General features: G+C 68.9%; 16 protein-coding genes. 8 read left to right on the top strand and 8 right to left on the bottom strand.

Going from position 1 to position 15040, the window contains the following annotated elements; genetic code table 11:
• Positions 1–430: 430 nt before the first annotated feature.
• Complete coding sequence (locus tag NF4_RS10595; protein WP_063127103.1) at positions 431–1114, bottom strand: TetR/AcrR family transcriptional regulator; 684 nt, start codon at positions 1112–1114, stop codon at positions 431–433.
• 127 nt (positions 1115–1241) lie between these two features.
• On the opposite strand from NF4_RS10595, the gene NF4_RS10590 reads away from it, so the two are divergent.
• Positions 1242–2171 (top strand): NAD-dependent epimerase/dehydratase family protein, encoded by a 930-nt coding sequence (locus NF4_RS10590; RefSeq protein ID WP_063127102.1) that lies wholly within the window; start codon positions 1242–1244, stop codon positions 2169–2171.
• Between the two features lie 66 nt (positions 2172–2237).
• Here the strand turns inward: NF4_RS10590 and NF4_RS10585 are convergent, their stop codons facing one another.
• Positions 2238–3119, bottom strand: coding sequence for a MetQ/NlpA family ABC transporter substrate-binding protein (locus NF4_RS10585; protein ID WP_063127101.1), 882 nt, complete (start codon positions 3117–3119; stop codon positions 2238–2240).
• 133 nt (positions 3120–3252) lie between these two features.
• Here NF4_RS10585 and NF4_RS10580 point away from each other — a divergent pair, with 133 nt between their 5' ends.
• The 4 genes from NF4_RS10580 (at position 3253) to NF4_RS10565 (ending at position 6968) form a co-directional block, all read left to right on the top strand.
• Complete coding sequence (locus NF4_RS10580; RefSeq protein WP_063127100.1) at positions 3253–4122, top strand: MetQ/NlpA family ABC transporter substrate-binding protein; 870 nt, start codon at positions 3253–3255, stop codon at positions 4120–4122.
• A complete protein-coding gene (locus tag NF4_RS10575) occupies positions 4119–5147 on the top strand; it encodes a methionine ABC transporter ATP-binding protein (RefSeq protein WP_063127099.1) in 1029 nt (342 codons plus the stop codon). Before NF4_RS10580 ends, NF4_RS10575 begins: the two co-directional genes overlap by 4 nt.
• Positions 5148–5158: 11 nt before the next feature.
• Positions 5159–5821: a methionine ABC transporter permease gene (locus NF4_RS10570; protein WP_063127098.1), complete on the top strand. Its 663-nt coding sequence runs from the start codon at positions 5159–5161 to the stop codon at positions 5819–5821.
• Positions 5822–5897: 76 nt separating this feature from the next.
• Positions 5898–6968: a class I SAM-dependent methyltransferase gene (locus tag NF4_RS10565; RefSeq protein ID WP_063127097.1), complete on the top strand. Its 1071-nt coding sequence runs from the start codon at positions 5898–5900 to the stop codon at positions 6966–6968.
• A 15-nt stretch (positions 6969–6983) separates the two neighbouring features.
• Here NF4_RS10565 and NF4_RS10560 read toward each other — a convergent pair whose 3' ends face one another.
• The gene (locus tag NF4_RS10560) at positions 6984–7403 is read right to left on the bottom strand and encodes an ATP-binding protein (RefSeq protein ID WP_063127096.1); all 420 of its coding nucleotides are present in this window, start codon (positions 7401–7403) and stop codon (positions 6984–6986) included.
• Between the two features lie 386 nt (positions 7404–7789).
• Here NF4_RS10560 and NF4_RS10555 point away from each other — a divergent pair, with 386 nt between their 5' ends.
• Positions 7790–8158, top strand: coding sequence for an STAS domain-containing protein (locus NF4_RS10555; protein ID WP_063127095.1), 369 nt, complete (start codon positions 7790–7792; stop codon positions 8156–8158).
• A gap of 33 nt (positions 8159–8191) precedes the next feature.
• Here the strand turns inward: NF4_RS10555 and NF4_RS10550 are convergent, their stop codons facing one another.
• The 3 genes from NF4_RS10550 to NF4_RS10540 form a co-directional block, all read right to left on the bottom strand.
• Positions 8192–8635 (bottom strand): response regulator, encoded by a 444-nt coding sequence (locus NF4_RS10550; protein ID WP_063127094.1) that lies wholly within the window; start codon positions 8633–8635, stop codon positions 8192–8194.
• Positions 8632–10200, bottom strand: a complete 1569-nt coding sequence (locus NF4_RS10545; RefSeq protein ID WP_084533060.1) for a sensor histidine kinase — start codon at positions 10198–10200, stop codon at positions 8632–8634. Before NF4_RS10545 ends, NF4_RS10550 begins: the two co-directional genes overlap by 4 nt.
• Positions 10201–10268: 68 nt before the next feature.
• Positions 10269–11432, bottom strand: coding sequence for a PP2C family protein-serine/threonine phosphatase (locus tag NF4_RS10540; RefSeq protein ID WP_232330423.1), 1164 nt, complete (start codon positions 11430–11432; stop codon positions 10269–10271).
• A 496-nt stretch (positions 11433–11928) separates the two neighbouring features.
• Here NF4_RS10540 and NF4_RS10535 point away from each other — a divergent pair, with 496 nt between their 5' ends.
• Both NF4_RS10535 and NF4_RS10530 read left to right on the top strand, forming a co-directional pair.
• Entirely contained in the window at positions 11929–12117 is a 189-nt protein-coding gene (locus tag NF4_RS10535; protein ID WP_063127092.1) for a hypothetical protein, read from the top strand.
• Positions 12118–12386: 269 nt separating this feature from the next.
• On the top strand, positions 12387–12878 hold the full coding sequence (locus tag NF4_RS10530) for a beta-class carbonic anhydrase (RefSeq protein WP_063127091.1): 492 nt from the start codon (positions 12387–12389) through the stop codon (positions 12876–12878).
• Positions 12879–12938: 60 nt separating this feature from the next.
• On the opposite strand, the gene NF4_RS10525 is transcribed toward NF4_RS10530, so the two are convergent.
• Both NF4_RS10525 and NF4_RS10520 read right to left on the bottom strand, forming a co-directional pair.
• A complete protein-coding gene (locus tag NF4_RS10525; protein ID WP_063127090.1) occupies positions 12939–13859 on the bottom strand; it encodes a DUF5995 family protein in 921 nt (306 codons plus the stop codon).
• A gap of 184 nt (positions 13860–14043) precedes the next feature.
• Positions 14044–15018, bottom strand: coding sequence for a GlxA family transcriptional regulator (locus tag NF4_RS10520; RefSeq protein WP_063127089.1), 975 nt, complete (start codon positions 15016–15018; stop codon positions 14044–14046).
• Positions 15019–15040: the final 22 nt, after the last annotated feature.

Here is a 15040-nt window from a genome sequence, read left to right as displayed (position 1 = left end):
GCATACCCATCCCCGTCCCGATCCGGCCGCACCGGCCGGTGTTTCCGATTCCGGCTCATCCTCGTCCATGGGCACCGATCGCGCCACGGCGCGGGCCGATCCCTGTGCCGGCTCATACTTTCCGCATCGCCGGCCTTGTGGTAGCCGCGACCGTGGACGCCCGCGGCACCGGCTCACTCCGCGCGGCCGCGGTGGCCTACCTCGAGGCCGACCCGAACGCCGGCGGTGCGACCGGCGGTTACGGTATCGCCAAGCGGGCGTTGAATCGCTGGGTGCGCAGAACGGCACCGAGCGCCGAGTGGGCAGGCGCCGGTATCGCCCTCGATGCCGTGGCGCCCGGGGCGGTCGACACCCCTGACGGCACGGTGCGGAAACCCGATCGGCGCGCCGGGCACTCGGCCGTAGGCGCGCCGACCGGCCGGGCCACCGGTTACCGGGGCAGGCCTGCCAGATCGGCCATCACCGCCATCTGGTGGTCGAAATATGCGCCACGGTCCTCGATCACAGTGTCCAGGCGGCCGAACACCTCGAATCCGATCAGTCCGAACAGCTGGGTCCAGCCGGCCAGTACCCGAGCCAGCCGTTCCTCCGGTATCTCTCGCGGATGCTGTTCGATCAGGCGGCGCAGGTCGCCGCGGACCGCTTCGGGGACCGCCTCCGCGAGGGGCTCGAGGTGCCCGGATCCGTCGATGACGATATCGACGAGGAGCAACACCACGCGCGCCGCGGGTTCCACCGTCTTTGCCGGGGCCGCATAACCGGGTACCGGATTCCCGTAGAGCAGACCGTATTCGGCTGGATGGGCGAGCGCCCATTCCCGGACCGCCCGGCAGATCCGCATCCAGCGCTCCCGCAGTTCATCACGCGCGGACGCGGCCTCGGCGGCGGCCGCCGCGGCCGCCAGGTCCTCGTAGGCATCGGTGATCAGCGCGGTCAGCAGCGCGTCGCGACTCGGGAAGTAGCGGTACAGCGCCGATGCGACGATTCCGACGTCCCGGGCCACGCCGCGCAGGGAGAGGTTCGCTCCCTCCCGCGCGATATGAGCACGCGCCACCTCTTTGATCTCCCGGACCATCTCCGAACGGACGCGGGCACGCAGCGAGGAAGCGGACATAAGTGCAGTATGCCACGACAGAGAACGGTAGTCCATGACGAGAACACTGCTCTTGACCGGCAGAGTTCGACCCCCTACTCTCGAGCTTGTCGAGAACAGTGTTCTCCATAGCGAAAGGTATTGCGTCATGCCACTTCACGTTGTCGTAGGAGCGGGTCCCGTCGGCTCGTCTGTCGCACGGCTGCTGGCCGGCCGGGGCGAACAGGTGCGGCTGATCACCCGCAGCGGCGGTGGACCCGACCAGAACGGGATCGAGCGGATCGCGGCCGATACCACCGACGCCCCGGCGCTCGCCGACCATGCGCGCGGGGCCGTCGCGCTGTACAGCTGCGCCGGTCCGGCGTACCACCGTTGGGTGCGCGACTGGCCGCCGCTCGGCGCGGCGCTGATCCGGGCCGCAGAGCTGACCGGGGCGGTCCTCGTGAGCACCGGCAATCTCTACGGCTACGGCCGCGTCGGCGGTCCGATGACCGAACAACTCCCGCTACGGCCCACCTCGGTCAAGGGCCGGGTGCGGGCCGAGCTGTGGACCGCCGCGCTCGCGGCCCACGAGGCCGGGCGGATCCGTACCGCAGAGGTGCGGGGATCCGATTACCTCGGCGCCGGGACGACCTCACCGTTCAGCGTCATGGTGCTACCGAAGGTGGTGGCCGGTCGCACCGCATCGATTCCGGCCGATCCGGACGCCCCGCACAGCTGGACCCAGGTATCGGACGTGGCGAAACTGCTGGCGGCGGTCGCCGCCGACGAGAAGGCGTGGGGTCGGCCGTGGCATGTGCCGACCGCACCCCCGGTATCGGTCCGCGCACTCGCCGAACGCACGGCGGAGCTGGCCGGTGCACCGCGAGCGCGCGTCCGCGTCATGCCTGGTGTCCTGCTCCGGCTGGCGGGCCTGGTCGAACCCGCGGCGAGGGAGATGGTCGAGGTCCAGTACCAGCTCCGTGCACCGTTCGTGCTCGATTCCACCGCCGCCACCGATGCTTTCGGGCTCGAACCGGCACCGATCGACACGGCGCTGCGCGAGATGATCACCGGCACGCCCACACCGGTGGGCTGAGCGTCGGCCCGCTTCCACCGTCCCGGCGCGGGCCGGGCCGGGCCGGCGGTGGGTGCGCCGACGGACTCACCGCGGTCCGGAACGGTCCCGGAACGTGGCTTCCAATTCGGCGAGAGTGGCCCGCAATTCGGCCGGATCGTTGTACTTGAAGATCCCGTCGTACCCGGATTCGGCGCGGATGGCCGCCGCTACGGCGGGGTCGTGGTACAGCTGGGCCAGGGCCAGCAGGGTCGGGTCGTCTTTGTCCTCGGCGCGGGCCGCGAAGATATTGATGTACTGGGTCAGTTCCGGACGCTGCGGATCGTCGGTGTAGAGGACATCGTCGGCGGTGAGTCCGGCAGGCACGGCGAACGTATCGTCCACGAAGGCGGCATCCACACTGTCCAGGGACTGCGCGGTCAGGGTCGGATCGATCGGGGTCAGCCGGACCCGCGACGCCGCGGTGTCCACATCCTCGATACGCGAATCCCAGCCGGCGCCACCCTTCAGGACGATCAACCCCGCCGCGGCCAGCCCGAGCAGCGGCCGCACGTGGTTGGCGGGATTGTTGCTCAGGGTGATCTCGCCGCCGGGCGGGATATCGGCCACCGACTCGTGTTTCCTCGAGTAGAGGGTCAGCGGGAAGATCTCGGTGGCGCCGATGGGTGTCAAATCGTCGTTGTCGGCGACGTTGTAATTGGCCAGATAACGCACATGCTGGAATTTGTTGAGATCGATCCGGCCCTGCGACAGCGCCGGGTTGGGCTGGTTGTAGTCGGAGAAGTTGACGAACTCCACGGTGATTCCGCGTTCGGCCGCTTTCTCCCGGTAGACCTCCCAGTGCGGCAGGGCCAGATCGTTCACGCCGATCCGCACCACGCCGGGGTCGCGCTCCGCACCACAGGCGGGCAGGAGCGCGGCCAGCGCGATCAGGACCGGAACAACGGCAGAACGACGCAGACCTCGCATTGTGCGCAAACTAGGCGGTCACGTCCGGCTCCGGCCAGAATTTCGTTCAGCCCAATCCCAACCGTTGCCGGGCCCGTGCACCCGCCGCTTGGATGGTCGAGTCCATACGGCCACGAGCAATCGGGAGCAGGCGTTGAAATTCCCACGGGTACTGGCGATACCGGCGTTGACCATCGCCGCGGCACTCGCCCTCACCGGCTGCGGCGGTAACGCAGGCTCCGACGATGTGGTGCGCATCGGCACCACCGAGAGCGATCGAGCGTGGGACGTGTTCGAGCAGAAGGCGCAGGATGCGGGGATCACCCTCCAGATCACGAACTACTCCGACTACTCCCAGCCCAATATTGCCCTCACGCAGGGGCAGATCGACGTCAATCTCTTCCAGCACCTGCAGTTCCTCGGCGAATACAATGTCGCCAACAACGCCGACCTGACCCCGATCGGGGCCACCCAGATCGTCCCGCTGGGTCTGTACTCGAAGAAACACAAGTCGGTGGCCGATATCCCCGCCGGTGGCGAGATCGCCATTCCCAACGACCCCTCCAACCAGGCACGCGCTCTGTTCGTCCTGGAGGCCGCGGGCCTGGTGAAACTGTCCTCGGACACCCTGGCGCCCTCCCCCGCCGATATCGACCGGGGTGCGTCCAAGGTGAAGGTGACCCCGGTCGACGCGGCGCAGACCGCGCTGTCGCTGGCCTCGGTGGACGGCTCCGTCATCAACAACACCTACCTGGAACGGTCCGGTGTCGATCCGCTCTCGGCCCTGTACAAGGACGATCCGTCCAGCCCGGGCGCCGAGCCGTACATCAACGCGTTCGTCGCCCGCGCCGAGGACAAGGCGGACCCGACCTATCAGCGGCTGGTCGAGATCTGGCACGATTCCGAGGTCCAGCAGGCCCTCGCCGAATCCTCCAAGGGCACCTCGGTCGAGGTCCGGCGCAGCGGCCCGGAGCTGGAGCCGATTCTGCAGCGGGTGCAGCAGACGATCCGCGACGGCAAGTGAGCGACACCTCGGCCGGCCCGGAGTCCGCGGTCCCCGCGGTCGAATTCCGTGCCGTGACCAAGATCTTCCACACCGGGAAGCGTGCGGACACGGCACTGTCCGATATCGATCTCCGGATCGAGAAGGGCGAGATCTTCGGTGTGATCGGCTACTCCGGAGCCGGTAAGAGCACCCTGGTACGGCTCATCAACGCCCTGGAGAAACCCACCAGCGGCACCATCGAGATCTCCGGCACCCCGATCACCGGAGTCCCGGAGGCGCGGGTGCGGCAGATCCGCCGCGATATCGGCATGGTCTTCCAGCAGTTCAACCTCTTCCGCTCCCGGACGGCGGCCGGGAATATCGAGTACCCGCTGAAGGTGGCGGGCTGGCCGCGTGCGAAACGTAAGGAGCGCCTCGCCGAGCTGCTGGACTTCGTCGGACTCTCCGACAAGGCCCGCAGCTACCCGGACCAGCTCTCGGGTGGGCAGAAGCAACGGGTGGGTATCGCGCGAGCGCTGGCCACCTCGCCGTCCCTGTTGCTGGCGGACGAGGCCACCTCGGCGCTGGACCCGGAAACCACCGGTGAGGTGCTGCGCCTGCTGCGCAAGATCAACACCGAACTGGGGGTGACCATCGTGGTGATCACGCACGAGATGGATGTCATCCGGGCGGTCGCCGATCGGGTCGCGGTGCTGGCGGAAGGCCGGATCGTGGAACTGGCGAAGACCTTCGACGTATTCGCCACTCCGCAGTCGGCCCCCACCCGCTCGTTCGTCGAGACGGTGTTGCACAACCGCCCCGCACCCGCGGAACTGCGCCGCCTCGACGAACTGCACCGGGGCCGGCTGGTAACGGTCGATATCGACGACGCGCGGGGTATCGGCCCCGCGCTGACCACCGCTGCCCGGGCCGGAGTGGGCTTCGAGGTGGTGTACGGCGGAGTGAGCACTCTGCAGGACAAGACCTTCGGCAGTATCACCCTCGCACTCGACGGCCCGGACGAGGCCGTCGAGAAGGTGATCGCCCAACTGGACCAGCGGTAGCGAGGACCGATATGCAGACCGATTGGGACAAATTGCGGCCGATCCTCACCGAGGCCGTCGGCACCACCATCTATCTCGTGCTGCTCACCTTCGTGGTGGGCGGCCTCGTCGGGCTCTTCCTGGGCACCGCGCTCTACACCACCCGCAAGGGCGGGCTGCTGGCCAACAGCCCGATCAACTGGGTGCTCAATGTGCTGGTCAATGTCGTGCGCCCGATTCCGTTCATCATCCTGCTGGCCGCTCTGGGCCCGATCACGCTCGAAGTGGTGGGTACCACCATCGGCACCGAGGCGGCGGCCTTCGTGATGATCGTGGCCGCCTCCTTCGGTATCGCCCGGATCGTGGAACAGAATCTGGTCACGGTGGATCCCGGCGTGATCGAGGCGGCGCGCGCGATGGGCGCGGGACCACTGCGGATCATCCTGACGCTGCTCATTCCCGAGGCATTGGGCCCGCTGATCCTCGGCTACACCTTTGTCATCATCGCCATCGTGGACATGTCCGCCATGGCGGGCACGGTCGGCGGCGGCGGGCTCGGCGATTTCGCCCTGGTGTACGGATACCAGCGGTTCGACTGGGAGGTCACGCTGGTGGCAACCCTGATCATCATCGCCGGGGTGCAGGGTATCCAGTTCCTCGGCAACTGGACCGCCCGCAAGGTCCTGCGCCGCTGACCGCCGAGAACAGGACACCGCGGCCGAAACCCCGCGGGTTCCCCACGGCGAAGACTTCCGCGGGGATAGTGGCGGTATGGACGCCGACAAGGACGCCGCCGCGGTGGCGGACCGGGTTCTCCACGCGGTGCTGGGCACCATCGACCTGCTGTCGATATTCGTCGGTGACCGGCTCGGCTGGTACCGCAGTCTGGCGCGCGAGGGGCCGGCGACCGCCGGGCAATTGGCCGTGCGCACCGCCACCCACCCCCGCTACACGCGGGAATGGCTGGAACAGCAGGCGGTGACCGGTCTGCTGATGGTCCACCGGGACGGCGACGCCGACGAGCGGGTCTTCGCGATCGCGGCCACGACGGCCGAGGTGCTCACCGATGAACACAGCCTCAACTATCTGGCTCCCTTCGCCCGCTTGTTCGGCGCGACGGGGCCGACGCTGCCGCGGCTGCTCGACGCGTACCGCACCGGCGGCGGGGTGAGCTGGGAGGAGCTCGGGGACGACGCCCGGGAGGCCCAGGCCGACGGCAACCGGCCCTGGTACGAGCATCGCCTCGCCGATGCGCTGGCGGGGGTCCCCGCCGTGGATACACTGATGCGGGCTCCCGGCGCCCGCATTCTCGATATCGGCTGCGGTGCGGGGTGGTCGGCGATCGCCCTGGCCCGTGCCTACCCGGACGCGCTGGTGCACGGAGTCGACATCGATGCGCCGTCGGTGCGGCTGGCGCTGCGCAACGCCGCCGCGGCGGGCGTCGCCGCGCGCAGCGAGTTCACGGTCGCGGACGCGGCACAACTCCCCGAGAGCGGCTTCGATATCGCCTTCGCCTTCGAATGCGTCCACGATATGCCCCGTCCCGTCGAGGTGCTGGCCGCTGTGCGGCGCGCGCTACGTCCGGGCGCCCCACTGGTGGTGATGGACGAGGCGGTGGCCGAGGAGTTCGCGCCCGGCGGCGACGACCTCGAGCGGCTGATGTACGGGTTCAGCCTTTTCGTCTGTCTCCCGGACGGGATGTCGAGTCCGCCCAGTGCCGGCACCGGCACCGTCATGCGGCAGCGCATCCTGCGTGACTACGCGCTCGCCGCGGGCTTCACCACGGTGCGGGTGCTGCCGATCGACAATTTCGGTTTCTGGCGCTTCTACCGCCTCGACTGAGGCAGCCGGGCGTGTTCACCGAGGCAGCGGGATCCGCATCTCGACGGTCGTGCCGCTGGCGGAGATGATGACCTCCACCTCCGGAACCAGCGCGCGGATGATGGCCATCCCGCGCCCCCGGACCTGGTCCGGGCCGGGGTCGGGACTCTTCCAGCGGCCGTGATCGGCCACCGTGATGTGCAGGCCGCCGGCCTCGCGCTCGAAGCGCAACCGGATGGTGCCGCCGTCACCGCGGTGACCGTGCTCGATCGCGTTCGCGCAGGCCTCCCCCACGGCCAGCAGCACGTCATAGGCTTGGTCTTCGCCGAGCGGGCACTGCGCCAGCCACTCCTGTGTCCGGTGCCTGACCTCGGCGAGCCGGTCGGCTTTCGCCGGAAACTGTAACTCCCATCGGGTCGGCGGACTGTCCAGCCCGGACGGGCGGGTCGTCGTCACCTGATCGCCTCCTGTAGGTCTCGCCGGACGGACGGCGTAGGCGGTACCGGGTCCGTGGCGTTCGGCGTGCTGTCCTGTCGGGACTATGTGCTCACTGCTAGCCATACCCATTCGTTTCCGGGGCATTCGAGCGCTCCCGCGGAGGGTTCCCGCCCCGGTCGCCTCCGCCCGACGCGTTGTGGATCACGCCCGGTGATCACCACTGCGCCCGGCTCAAACGTGGCATGGATTACGGATTCGACGGCCCGGCCGGCGCCGGTGACTACTATTTCGCGATCGGGTAGATTTCGTTACGAAGATCTGTGCCGGCCCCACTCGCGTTCCGCGGCGGGGCCTCGATACTGCAGAGGTGGAAAAGTGACGAATTGCGAGCCGGAGGAGCGGCGATGAGCGGCGACAACGCGCCCCGCCTGCTCGATGTAGCGGTGCGAGCGGAGAACGGAACCGCGATCGTCACGGTGCAGGGTGAGGTCGATATGGCTTCGGCGCCCCAGTTGCAGGCCGCTCTCGAAGACGCCCAGCGCGGCGGAGACCCACTGGTCGTGGATATGTCGGAGGTCGGTTTCCTCGGGTCGGCCGGTTTGAGCGTGCTGCTCGTGATCTCCGAGGCGGCCGAGCCCGCTGCTGGCCTGCGCGTGGTCGTCTCCGACGCCGTGCGCCGGCCCGTGGAACTCACCGGTCTCGACAAGTTGCTGTCGGTGCACGAATCGCTGGCGGACGCACTCGCCGCGGGCGCGAACCCCGCGGCATCCTGAGCAGCGTCCGGCTGCCCCGCGGCCGGCGGCCGGCTAGTGGGCGCGGGGCAGCCGGACCACCTGAACGAAGAAGTCGTCGATCTGCTTGATCGCCGCCACGAACTGGTCGAGATCGACCGGTTTGGTGACATAGGCGTTGGCGTGCAGTTTGTAGCTGCGCAGGATGTCCTCTTCGGCAGCGGAGGTCGTCAACACGACCACCGGGATATGCGACAGGTCGGGATCGGCCTTGATCTTCTCCAGCACCTGCCGACCGTCGTATTTCGGCAGGTTCAGGTCGAGCAGGATCAGATCGGGGCGGGGGGCGTCGGTATAGGGGCCGACGCGGTACAGGAAGTCCAGCGCCTCCTGCCCGTCGTGTGCCACGTGCAGCGTGTTCCCGATCTTGTTGTCCTCGAAGGCCTCCCTGGTCATCAACTCGTCGCCCGGGTCGTCCTCGACGAGGAGGATATCGATCGGCTGGCCGGGGTCGGTCATACGGTTTCTCCTTCGGGTACGGGTTCCGTCGCGGCGGCGGGCGCTGCCGGGCTCTCGGCACCGGGCTCGGCCTCGACGGTACGGAGGGTGAAGCAGATCCGGGTTCCCACCGTGTTCTCGGTGTCGATCCAGATGGTTCCGCCGTGGAATTCGACGATCTTCTTGCAGACCGCCAGACCGATACCGGTGCCGCTGTATTCGTCGCGGGCGTGCAGCCGCTGGAAGATGACGAACACTTTCTCCGCGAATTCGGGTGCGACGCCGATACCGTTGTCGGTGACCGAGAACAGCCGCAGCTCCGGATCGCCGGCGTGGGCCGCGACCTCGATGCGGACGACCGGTGCGTGGTCGGGCCGCCGGAATTTGACCGCGTTGCTGATGAGGTTCTGCCACAGCATGGTCAGCAGGGTCGGCTCGCCCATGATCTCGGGAAGATCGTCCGGCCGCTCGACCACGGCGTCGGACTCCTCGAGGGCGCCCGACAGGTTGGTGAGTGCTTTGTCCAGCGGTTCACCGAGCCGCACCGGCTGCGCACCCTCGCTGACCCGGCCCACCCGGGAGAAGGTGAGCAGATCATTGATGAGCACCTGCATCCGTTTGGCACCGTCGACCGCGAAGTCGATGTACTGCTTACCGCGCTCGTCGAGCTGGGAACCGTAGCGTTTCTCCAGCAGCTGGCAGAACGAGGCGACCTTGCGCAGCGGCTCCTGCAGATCGTGGGAGGCGACATAGGCGAACTGCTCCAGTTCGGCGTTGGACCGGCGCAGTTCGTCGGCCTGCAGATCCAGCTCCGCCTTCTGCTGCCGCAGCTGGGTGCTCTGTGACTGCGTGGAACCCAGTTCGGTGACGATCCGGGTGCGCATATCCTCCACGGCCGCGGCGACCTGCACGATATCGGCCGGGCCGCGGCTGGCGATGTGATGTTCGAACTCGCCGTCGGCCACCCGCAACGATGATTCGGCGAGCGCGGCCAGCGGGCGCACCACGAGCCTACGCAGCAGGACGGTCAGCACGATTGCGGTCAGCAGGAAGACGAGGACCATGCCGGTCAGCACCACATCGCGAACGGTGCGGGCGTGTTCCAGCGCCCGGTTGTCCGCGGCGACCGCGGCGGCCAGTCCGTCGTTCTGCACCGTGAACGCGGCACGCAACTGATCGAAGACGCCCTTGGCGCGCACAGCTGTCGTCGCGGCCAATGCCCGAGCCTTCTCCGGCGACGTGGTGGCCGCGAGGGGACCGGCGTATTCGGTGCGCCACTGCTGTACCCCGCGTTCGATCACGTCGAGGTCGGCGATCAGTTCGGGCCGGTCGGACAGCAGTTCGCGAAGCCGCGCGGCCGCGCGGTCCTGCTCCCGCGAACCCTCGATGTAGGGCTCGAGGAACTGGGGGTCGGCGGCGATCGCATAACCGCGCAGGCCGGTTTCCTGGTTGATCAGCGCACTCTGCAGCCGGTACGCCTCCGCGGAAGCGGGCAGAGTCTGCCGGGCCAGCCGGTCGGTGACCTTGTTGGTGTTGGAGATGACCTGGGCACCCGCCACCGCGCCGATCAGTACCACCAGGATCATCAATGCCAAGACCAGCTGGAACCACGCCTGCGCGGTCAGCCGGCCCACCACCCGGGAGTCGGCGTTCGTCACCGTAGTCCACCCTTTCGCCCGTCGTTCCAGCACACATGAATGATGGCCAGGTCGTCGTCGAGACCGCCCGCCGCCCCGGCCAGTTCCTCGACTCGCCCGATCAGCTCGTCGACGAACGCCTCGGGACGGCCCACCGGGACGGTCCGGGCGACCTCCAGCAGACCGGCTTCCCCGAGCCGGTCGTCGGCACGGCCCACCCGGCCTTCGAACAACCCGTCGGTGAACAGCATGAGCCCGGCGCCCGCGGCCAACTCGACCTCCGCGGCCGGCCATTCGGCCCGGCCGGGCATGAAACCGAGCGCTGGGCCGCCGGGCACCTCGAGCCAGCACAGGCCCCCGTCGCTGTGGTGCAACATGCCCGGATGCCCGGCGCGCCGCACCTGGACCCGTCTCGTCGTCGGATCGAGCGTCAGGCCGGTCGCGGTGGCGAAGGTCTGCCGGTCGGTCCGCTCGGCCAGCAGCACCTGCTCGAGTAAGCGCAACTGCCGCGACCCGGTCACGCCGGAGAGGACCAGGGTGCGCCAGGCCAGGCGCAGCGCGACACCGGTCGCGGCGGCGTCGGGTCCGTGTCCGGAGACGTCGCCGATGATGACGTGCACAATGCCGTCGGGATCCTGGACGACATCGTAGAAATCGCCGCCGAGCAGCGAATGGGCCCGCCCCGGGCGGTACCGCGCCACCACATCCACCGCACGGTCGACACCGAGCAGTGGAGTCGGCAGCAGGCCCCGTTCGAGGCGGGCGTTCTCCTGGGCCCGCATCTGGCTGGCCTGCAGGGCCGCGCTGGTGCGTTCGGCCTGTTTACGTTGAATGGCATAGCGCACCGCGCGAGCGAACAACTCCGGCTCGACCCGGCCCTTGACCAGATAGTCCTGCGCCCCCGAAGCCAGGGCCGCCAGCCCCGTACTCTCCTCGTCGAGCCCGGTCATCACCACCACCGCGACACGGTCGTTGTGCGCGCGGATCCGGGCCACCGCTTCCAGCCCCTGGGCATCGGGCAGCCGTAGGTCGAGCAGGACGCAATCGGGCACCTCGATGCTGAGCCGCGCGGCCGCCTCGGACAGGGTGCGCACCCATTCCAGGCGCATCCCGCGTTCGGCGTCGGCTACCAGTTCCTCGACCAGCAGGGCGTCTCCGGGATCGTCTTCCACCAGCAGCACGAAGGGTTCCCGATCGAACCAGCCCGCATTGTCGGCCGGGCCGAGATCCGCCCCGGCAACATCACCGCGCAAGGTCACCGCCGAACTCGCCAGCACGCATCGACACCCCAGCCTCCGATCACACAGGAAACGGCGGCGACTCAGCGCACGCTCGCAGACTCAGCGGCCGGTTGCTGGACCGAGAGGCAGTCATGATCGTAACGGATGGCTGTCCACCCCGGTGAACGGGCGGTATCCGGCGCCGCTGACCGGGCAGGCTCGTGCGACCGGCGTCATCGCATCCGGACGGGTCCGGTCCGCGCGGTCTCATACCCCGGACGCGGCGACGGCCGCGTGTTAGCGTGGGCTCCGGACCGGTCTCGATATCGTCGGCACGGAGTGGGCTCGGCTCGCCCGGCCCGGCCGCCCCCGGGTACTGGCCGTCCGCTATTTCCAGCTCGGACACGATGCGGCCGCGGCCGCGCAGTCCTACGCGCGGAACTACTACGGCCCGGAGATGTTCGAGCAGGTCCGGCCCGACCTGCTCACCGATACGGCGCATCTGTGCGACGAAGTGGACCGGATCGCCGAGGTGGGTGCCGACGATCTGATCCTGCTTCCCTGCTCGGCGGATCCGGCGCAGATCCATCTCCTCACCGATGCGCTCGGCCCCGCACGGCTCGGTGCACCGGCAGCGGCGCGGTAACCGGGCGCAGCCCGCACGGCCGCCGGGCGCCCGGTTCGCGACGGCGTTCACCGCGCACCCGTCCCAGCGGGCACGCGGCGCGGTGACCGGATCGGGCGCCGGTGGCCACGTACTGTGAAGTCCGCCGCGCTCGGCGCGACCCGGACAGTTCGCGACACGCCAGGGTTGGACTCTGCCCGGTTCTATCGGTCGTGATCGCGAACGACAGCTTGGGAATGTGAATGCGGACATTCGCATATCGAGACGTCGACGAACGGAGGTCGGTACCTATGACGGTGACCGATGACTACCTGGCCAACAACGCGCGCTACGCCGAACAGTTCAGCGGTCCGCTCCCCCTGCCGCCCAGCAAGCACGTCGCGGTGGTCGCCTGCATGGACGCCCGGCTGGATGTCTACCGGATCCTGGGTCTGCAGGAAGGCGAGGCGCATGTCATCCGCAATGCGGGCGGAGTGGTGACCGATGACGAGATCCGCTCGCTGGCGATCAGCCAGCGGCTGCTGGGCACCACCGAGATCATCCTGATCCACCACACCGATTGCGGGATGCTCACCTTTACCGACGACGATTTCAAACGCGGTATCCAGGACGAGACGGGTATCAAACCCACCTGGTCGGTCGAGGCTTTCTCCGACCTCGACGAGGATGTGCGGCAGTCGCTCCGGCGAATCGAAACCAGTCCGTTCATCACCAAGACCTCGTCGCTGCGCGGTTTCGTCTTCGACGTCGCCACCGGACGGCTCGACGAAGTCGGCGCCTGACCCACCCGGAACTCCCCGCTCCGTGCCGCGCACACCGGATGGTGTGCGCGGCACGGTCGTTCACAACGCGCCGTTCGCGGCGAGCACCTCGAACGCGGCGTCGGCACTGCGCCACAACACATCCATCTCCGCGCGCACCGCGGTTTCGGCCGCCGGATCCTGCAGCGCCAGACCGTTGCCGAAGATCACCGCATTGGCGCCCAGATCGGCCAGTCGCAAGAGCGGGCCGGTGGCCACGCCCGCGCCGAGTACGGCATCGAGTCCCTCCCCCAGGAAGTAGAACCGCCACAGCGGGCCGAGATCGCCGCCGTAGAGCTCACGGGTGAGATCGACGATGAGCGGCCCGTGACTCGCGATCGCGTCGACGATCCGGAAGTGGTCGGGCGCATTGGCCGAGGTGGCACGGGTGGCGGCGACGGCATTGGACAGGTCGACGGTGAGGTGGGCGTTGTAGCCTGCCATCGCGACTCGGGCCGGCGACAGCTCGCAGCGGTGCGCGAGCCGGAAATAGTGGTGCCACTGGGGTTCGCTGGGCGCACCGGTGAATTCCGCGTGCACATTGCGCAGGAACCGCAGCAGCAGATCGAGACTGATGCGATGCGCCCATTCCGGGTCGTCGAACGCGGCCGGATCACGTTGCAGCGGCATCACCGCGGCCTGTTCGACCGCGTCGAGTCCCAGGGCGAGCAGGCCACGCCGATCCCGGTGTGCCACCAGGATCTCGGTGATCCGCCGATGCCGTTCGACCGCCCGTTCCAGCCGGTCCAGCGACGAACCGGAGCTCTCGTCGTAATCCGTGGACGTATCGGACAGGTCGACTATCTCGGTGACTTCCGCGGCCGACAGCGCTGTGCCGCAGGCGGTATCCAGCTCGGACGCCGCGGCGCGCCCCCCGCCGGCGAGCGCGGCCACATCGACCAGGAACACGGTCGCGAAGACGAGGACGAGGGATTTCGACCGCACCGGCCGCTGGCTGGACATACCTGTTTCGCTTTCACTCGGCGGACGACTGAGCCGTGAAACCGGCTATATGCGATAGATCCGGAACAGCGGTGTTTCGGGTGAGCCGCCCATGCCGGGCGCAGCGGTGCGAGCCTAGCCCAGCCGCCGCCTCGATCCGTCCTCCCGCCCGTGGGAGCGGCCGGTCGGCCTGCCGCGCGGCGCGTCAGCCGCGGAACGCACGCCGGTAGGCCGCGGGGGTTGTGCCGAGCAGCGTGTGGAACCGGCGCCGCAGGTTGGTGGCGGAGGTGAGCCCGACCCGGGCGGCGATCGCCTCGACGGGCAGATCGGTCTCCTCGAGCAGCCGGCGCGCCGCGGTGACCCGCTGGGTCAGCAGCCAGCGCCCCGGGCTGGTACCGAGTTGTTCTTCGAATCGCCGGGCCAGGGTCCGCGGTGAGACCCCCGCCCGGCCGGCCAGATCGGACAGTGTGATGGACCTGTCGAGGTGGGCGATGCTCCAGTGCAGCAGGGCGGCGACGGATTCACCGGTGGTGTGGGTGGTGACCGGCGCCGGGACGAACTGGGCCTGCCCGCCCTCCCGGTGCGGTGGCATGACCATGTGCCGGGCGAGTTCGGACGCATACGACGCGCCGTGATCACTGCGCACCAGGTGCAGGCACAGATCGATACCGGCGCCCGCCCCCGCGCTGGTGGCGATGTCTCCGTGGTCCACGTACAGCACCCCGGGTTCCACCTGTACCCGGGGGAAGCGGGCCCGCAGTTCGCCGGCGCGCGCCCAGTGGGTCGTCGCGGTCCGTCCGTCGAGCAGGCCTGTCTGCGCCAGGGCGAACGCGCCGGTGCAGATGGAGACCAGGCGCGCTCCCCGGGCGGCGGCCGCGCGCAACGCCGCCAGCACGGCGGGTGGCACCTGCGCGGTGAACGGCAGCCAGCCGGGGATCACGATCGTCTCCGCGGACGCCAGCGCCTCGAGTCCCGCCGACACCCGCATCGTGTACCCGGCGGTGGTCGTGACCTCGCCCGGATGTTCGGTACAGACCAGGAAGTCGTAGCGGCCGGGTAGCCCCTCGCGCGGCGTACCGAAGACTTCCGCCACACAGCCGAGTTCGAACGGTGCCTGCGGCGGGGTCACCAGGGCGGCGACGCGATGCCGTCCGGCCGGGCCGGTCCACTGATCGGTCATGGCAGAAAAGTACCCGAGGATG

The sequence above is a fragment of the Nocardia fusca NBRC 14340 genome (assembly GCF_001618425.1).
In the GTDB taxonomy this organism is placed as follows: domain Bacteria; phylum Actinomycetota; class Actinomycetes; order Mycobacteriales; family Mycobacteriaceae; genus Nocardia; species Nocardia fusca.
The sequence above is the reverse complement of the archived record's forward strand: the minus strand, read 5'-3'. Positions and strand labels throughout refer to the sequence as shown.

Bases quoted from the DNA above. Each gene is read 5' to 3' on its own strand.
- NF4_RS10530 (WP_063127091.1), top strand. From the start codon at position 12,387: ATGACGGTGACCGATGACTACCTGGCCAACAACGCGCGCTACGCCGAA.
- NF4_RS10520 (WP_063127089.1), bottom strand. From the start codon at position 15,018: ATGACCGATCAGTGGACCGGCCCGGCCGGACGGCATCGCGTCGCCGCC.
- NF4_RS10555 (WP_063127095.1), top strand. From the start codon at position 7,790: ATGAGCGGCGACAACGCGCCCCGCCTGCTCGATGTAGCGGTGCGAGCG.
- NF4_RS10545 (WP_084533060.1), bottom strand. From the start codon at position 10,200: ATGATCCTGGTGGTACTGATCGGCGCGGTGGCGGGTGCCCAGGTCATC.
- NF4_RS10595 (WP_063127103.1), bottom strand. From the start codon at position 1,114: ATGTCCGCTTCCTCGCTGCGTGCCCGCGTCCGTTCGGAGATGGTCCGG.
- NF4_RS10570 (WP_063127098.1), top strand. From the start codon at position 5,159: ATGCAGACCGATTGGGACAAATTGCGGCCGATCCTCACCGAGGCCGTC.
- NF4_RS10590 (WP_063127102.1), top strand. From the start codon at position 1,242: ATGCCACTTCACGTTGTCGTAGGAGCGGGTCCCGTCGGCTCGTCTGTC.
- NF4_RS10525 (WP_063127090.1), bottom strand. From the start codon at position 13,859: ATGTCCAGCCAGCGGCCGGTGCGGTCGAAATCCCTCGTCCTCGTCTTC.
- NF4_RS10535 (WP_063127092.1), top strand. From the start codon at position 11,929: ATGTTCGAGCAGGTCCGGCCCGACCTGCTCACCGATACGGCGCATCTG.
- NF4_RS10585 (WP_063127101.1), bottom strand. From the start codon at position 3,119: ATGCGAGGTCTGCGTCGTTCTGCCGTTGTTCCGGTCCTGATCGCGCTG.
- NF4_RS10565 (WP_063127097.1), top strand. From the start codon at position 5,898: ATGGACGCCGACAAGGACGCCGCCGCGGTGGCGGACCGGGTTCTCCAC.
- NF4_RS10550 (WP_063127094.1), bottom strand. From the start codon at position 8,635: ATGACCGACCCCGGCCAGCCGATCGATATCCTCCTCGTCGAGGACGAC.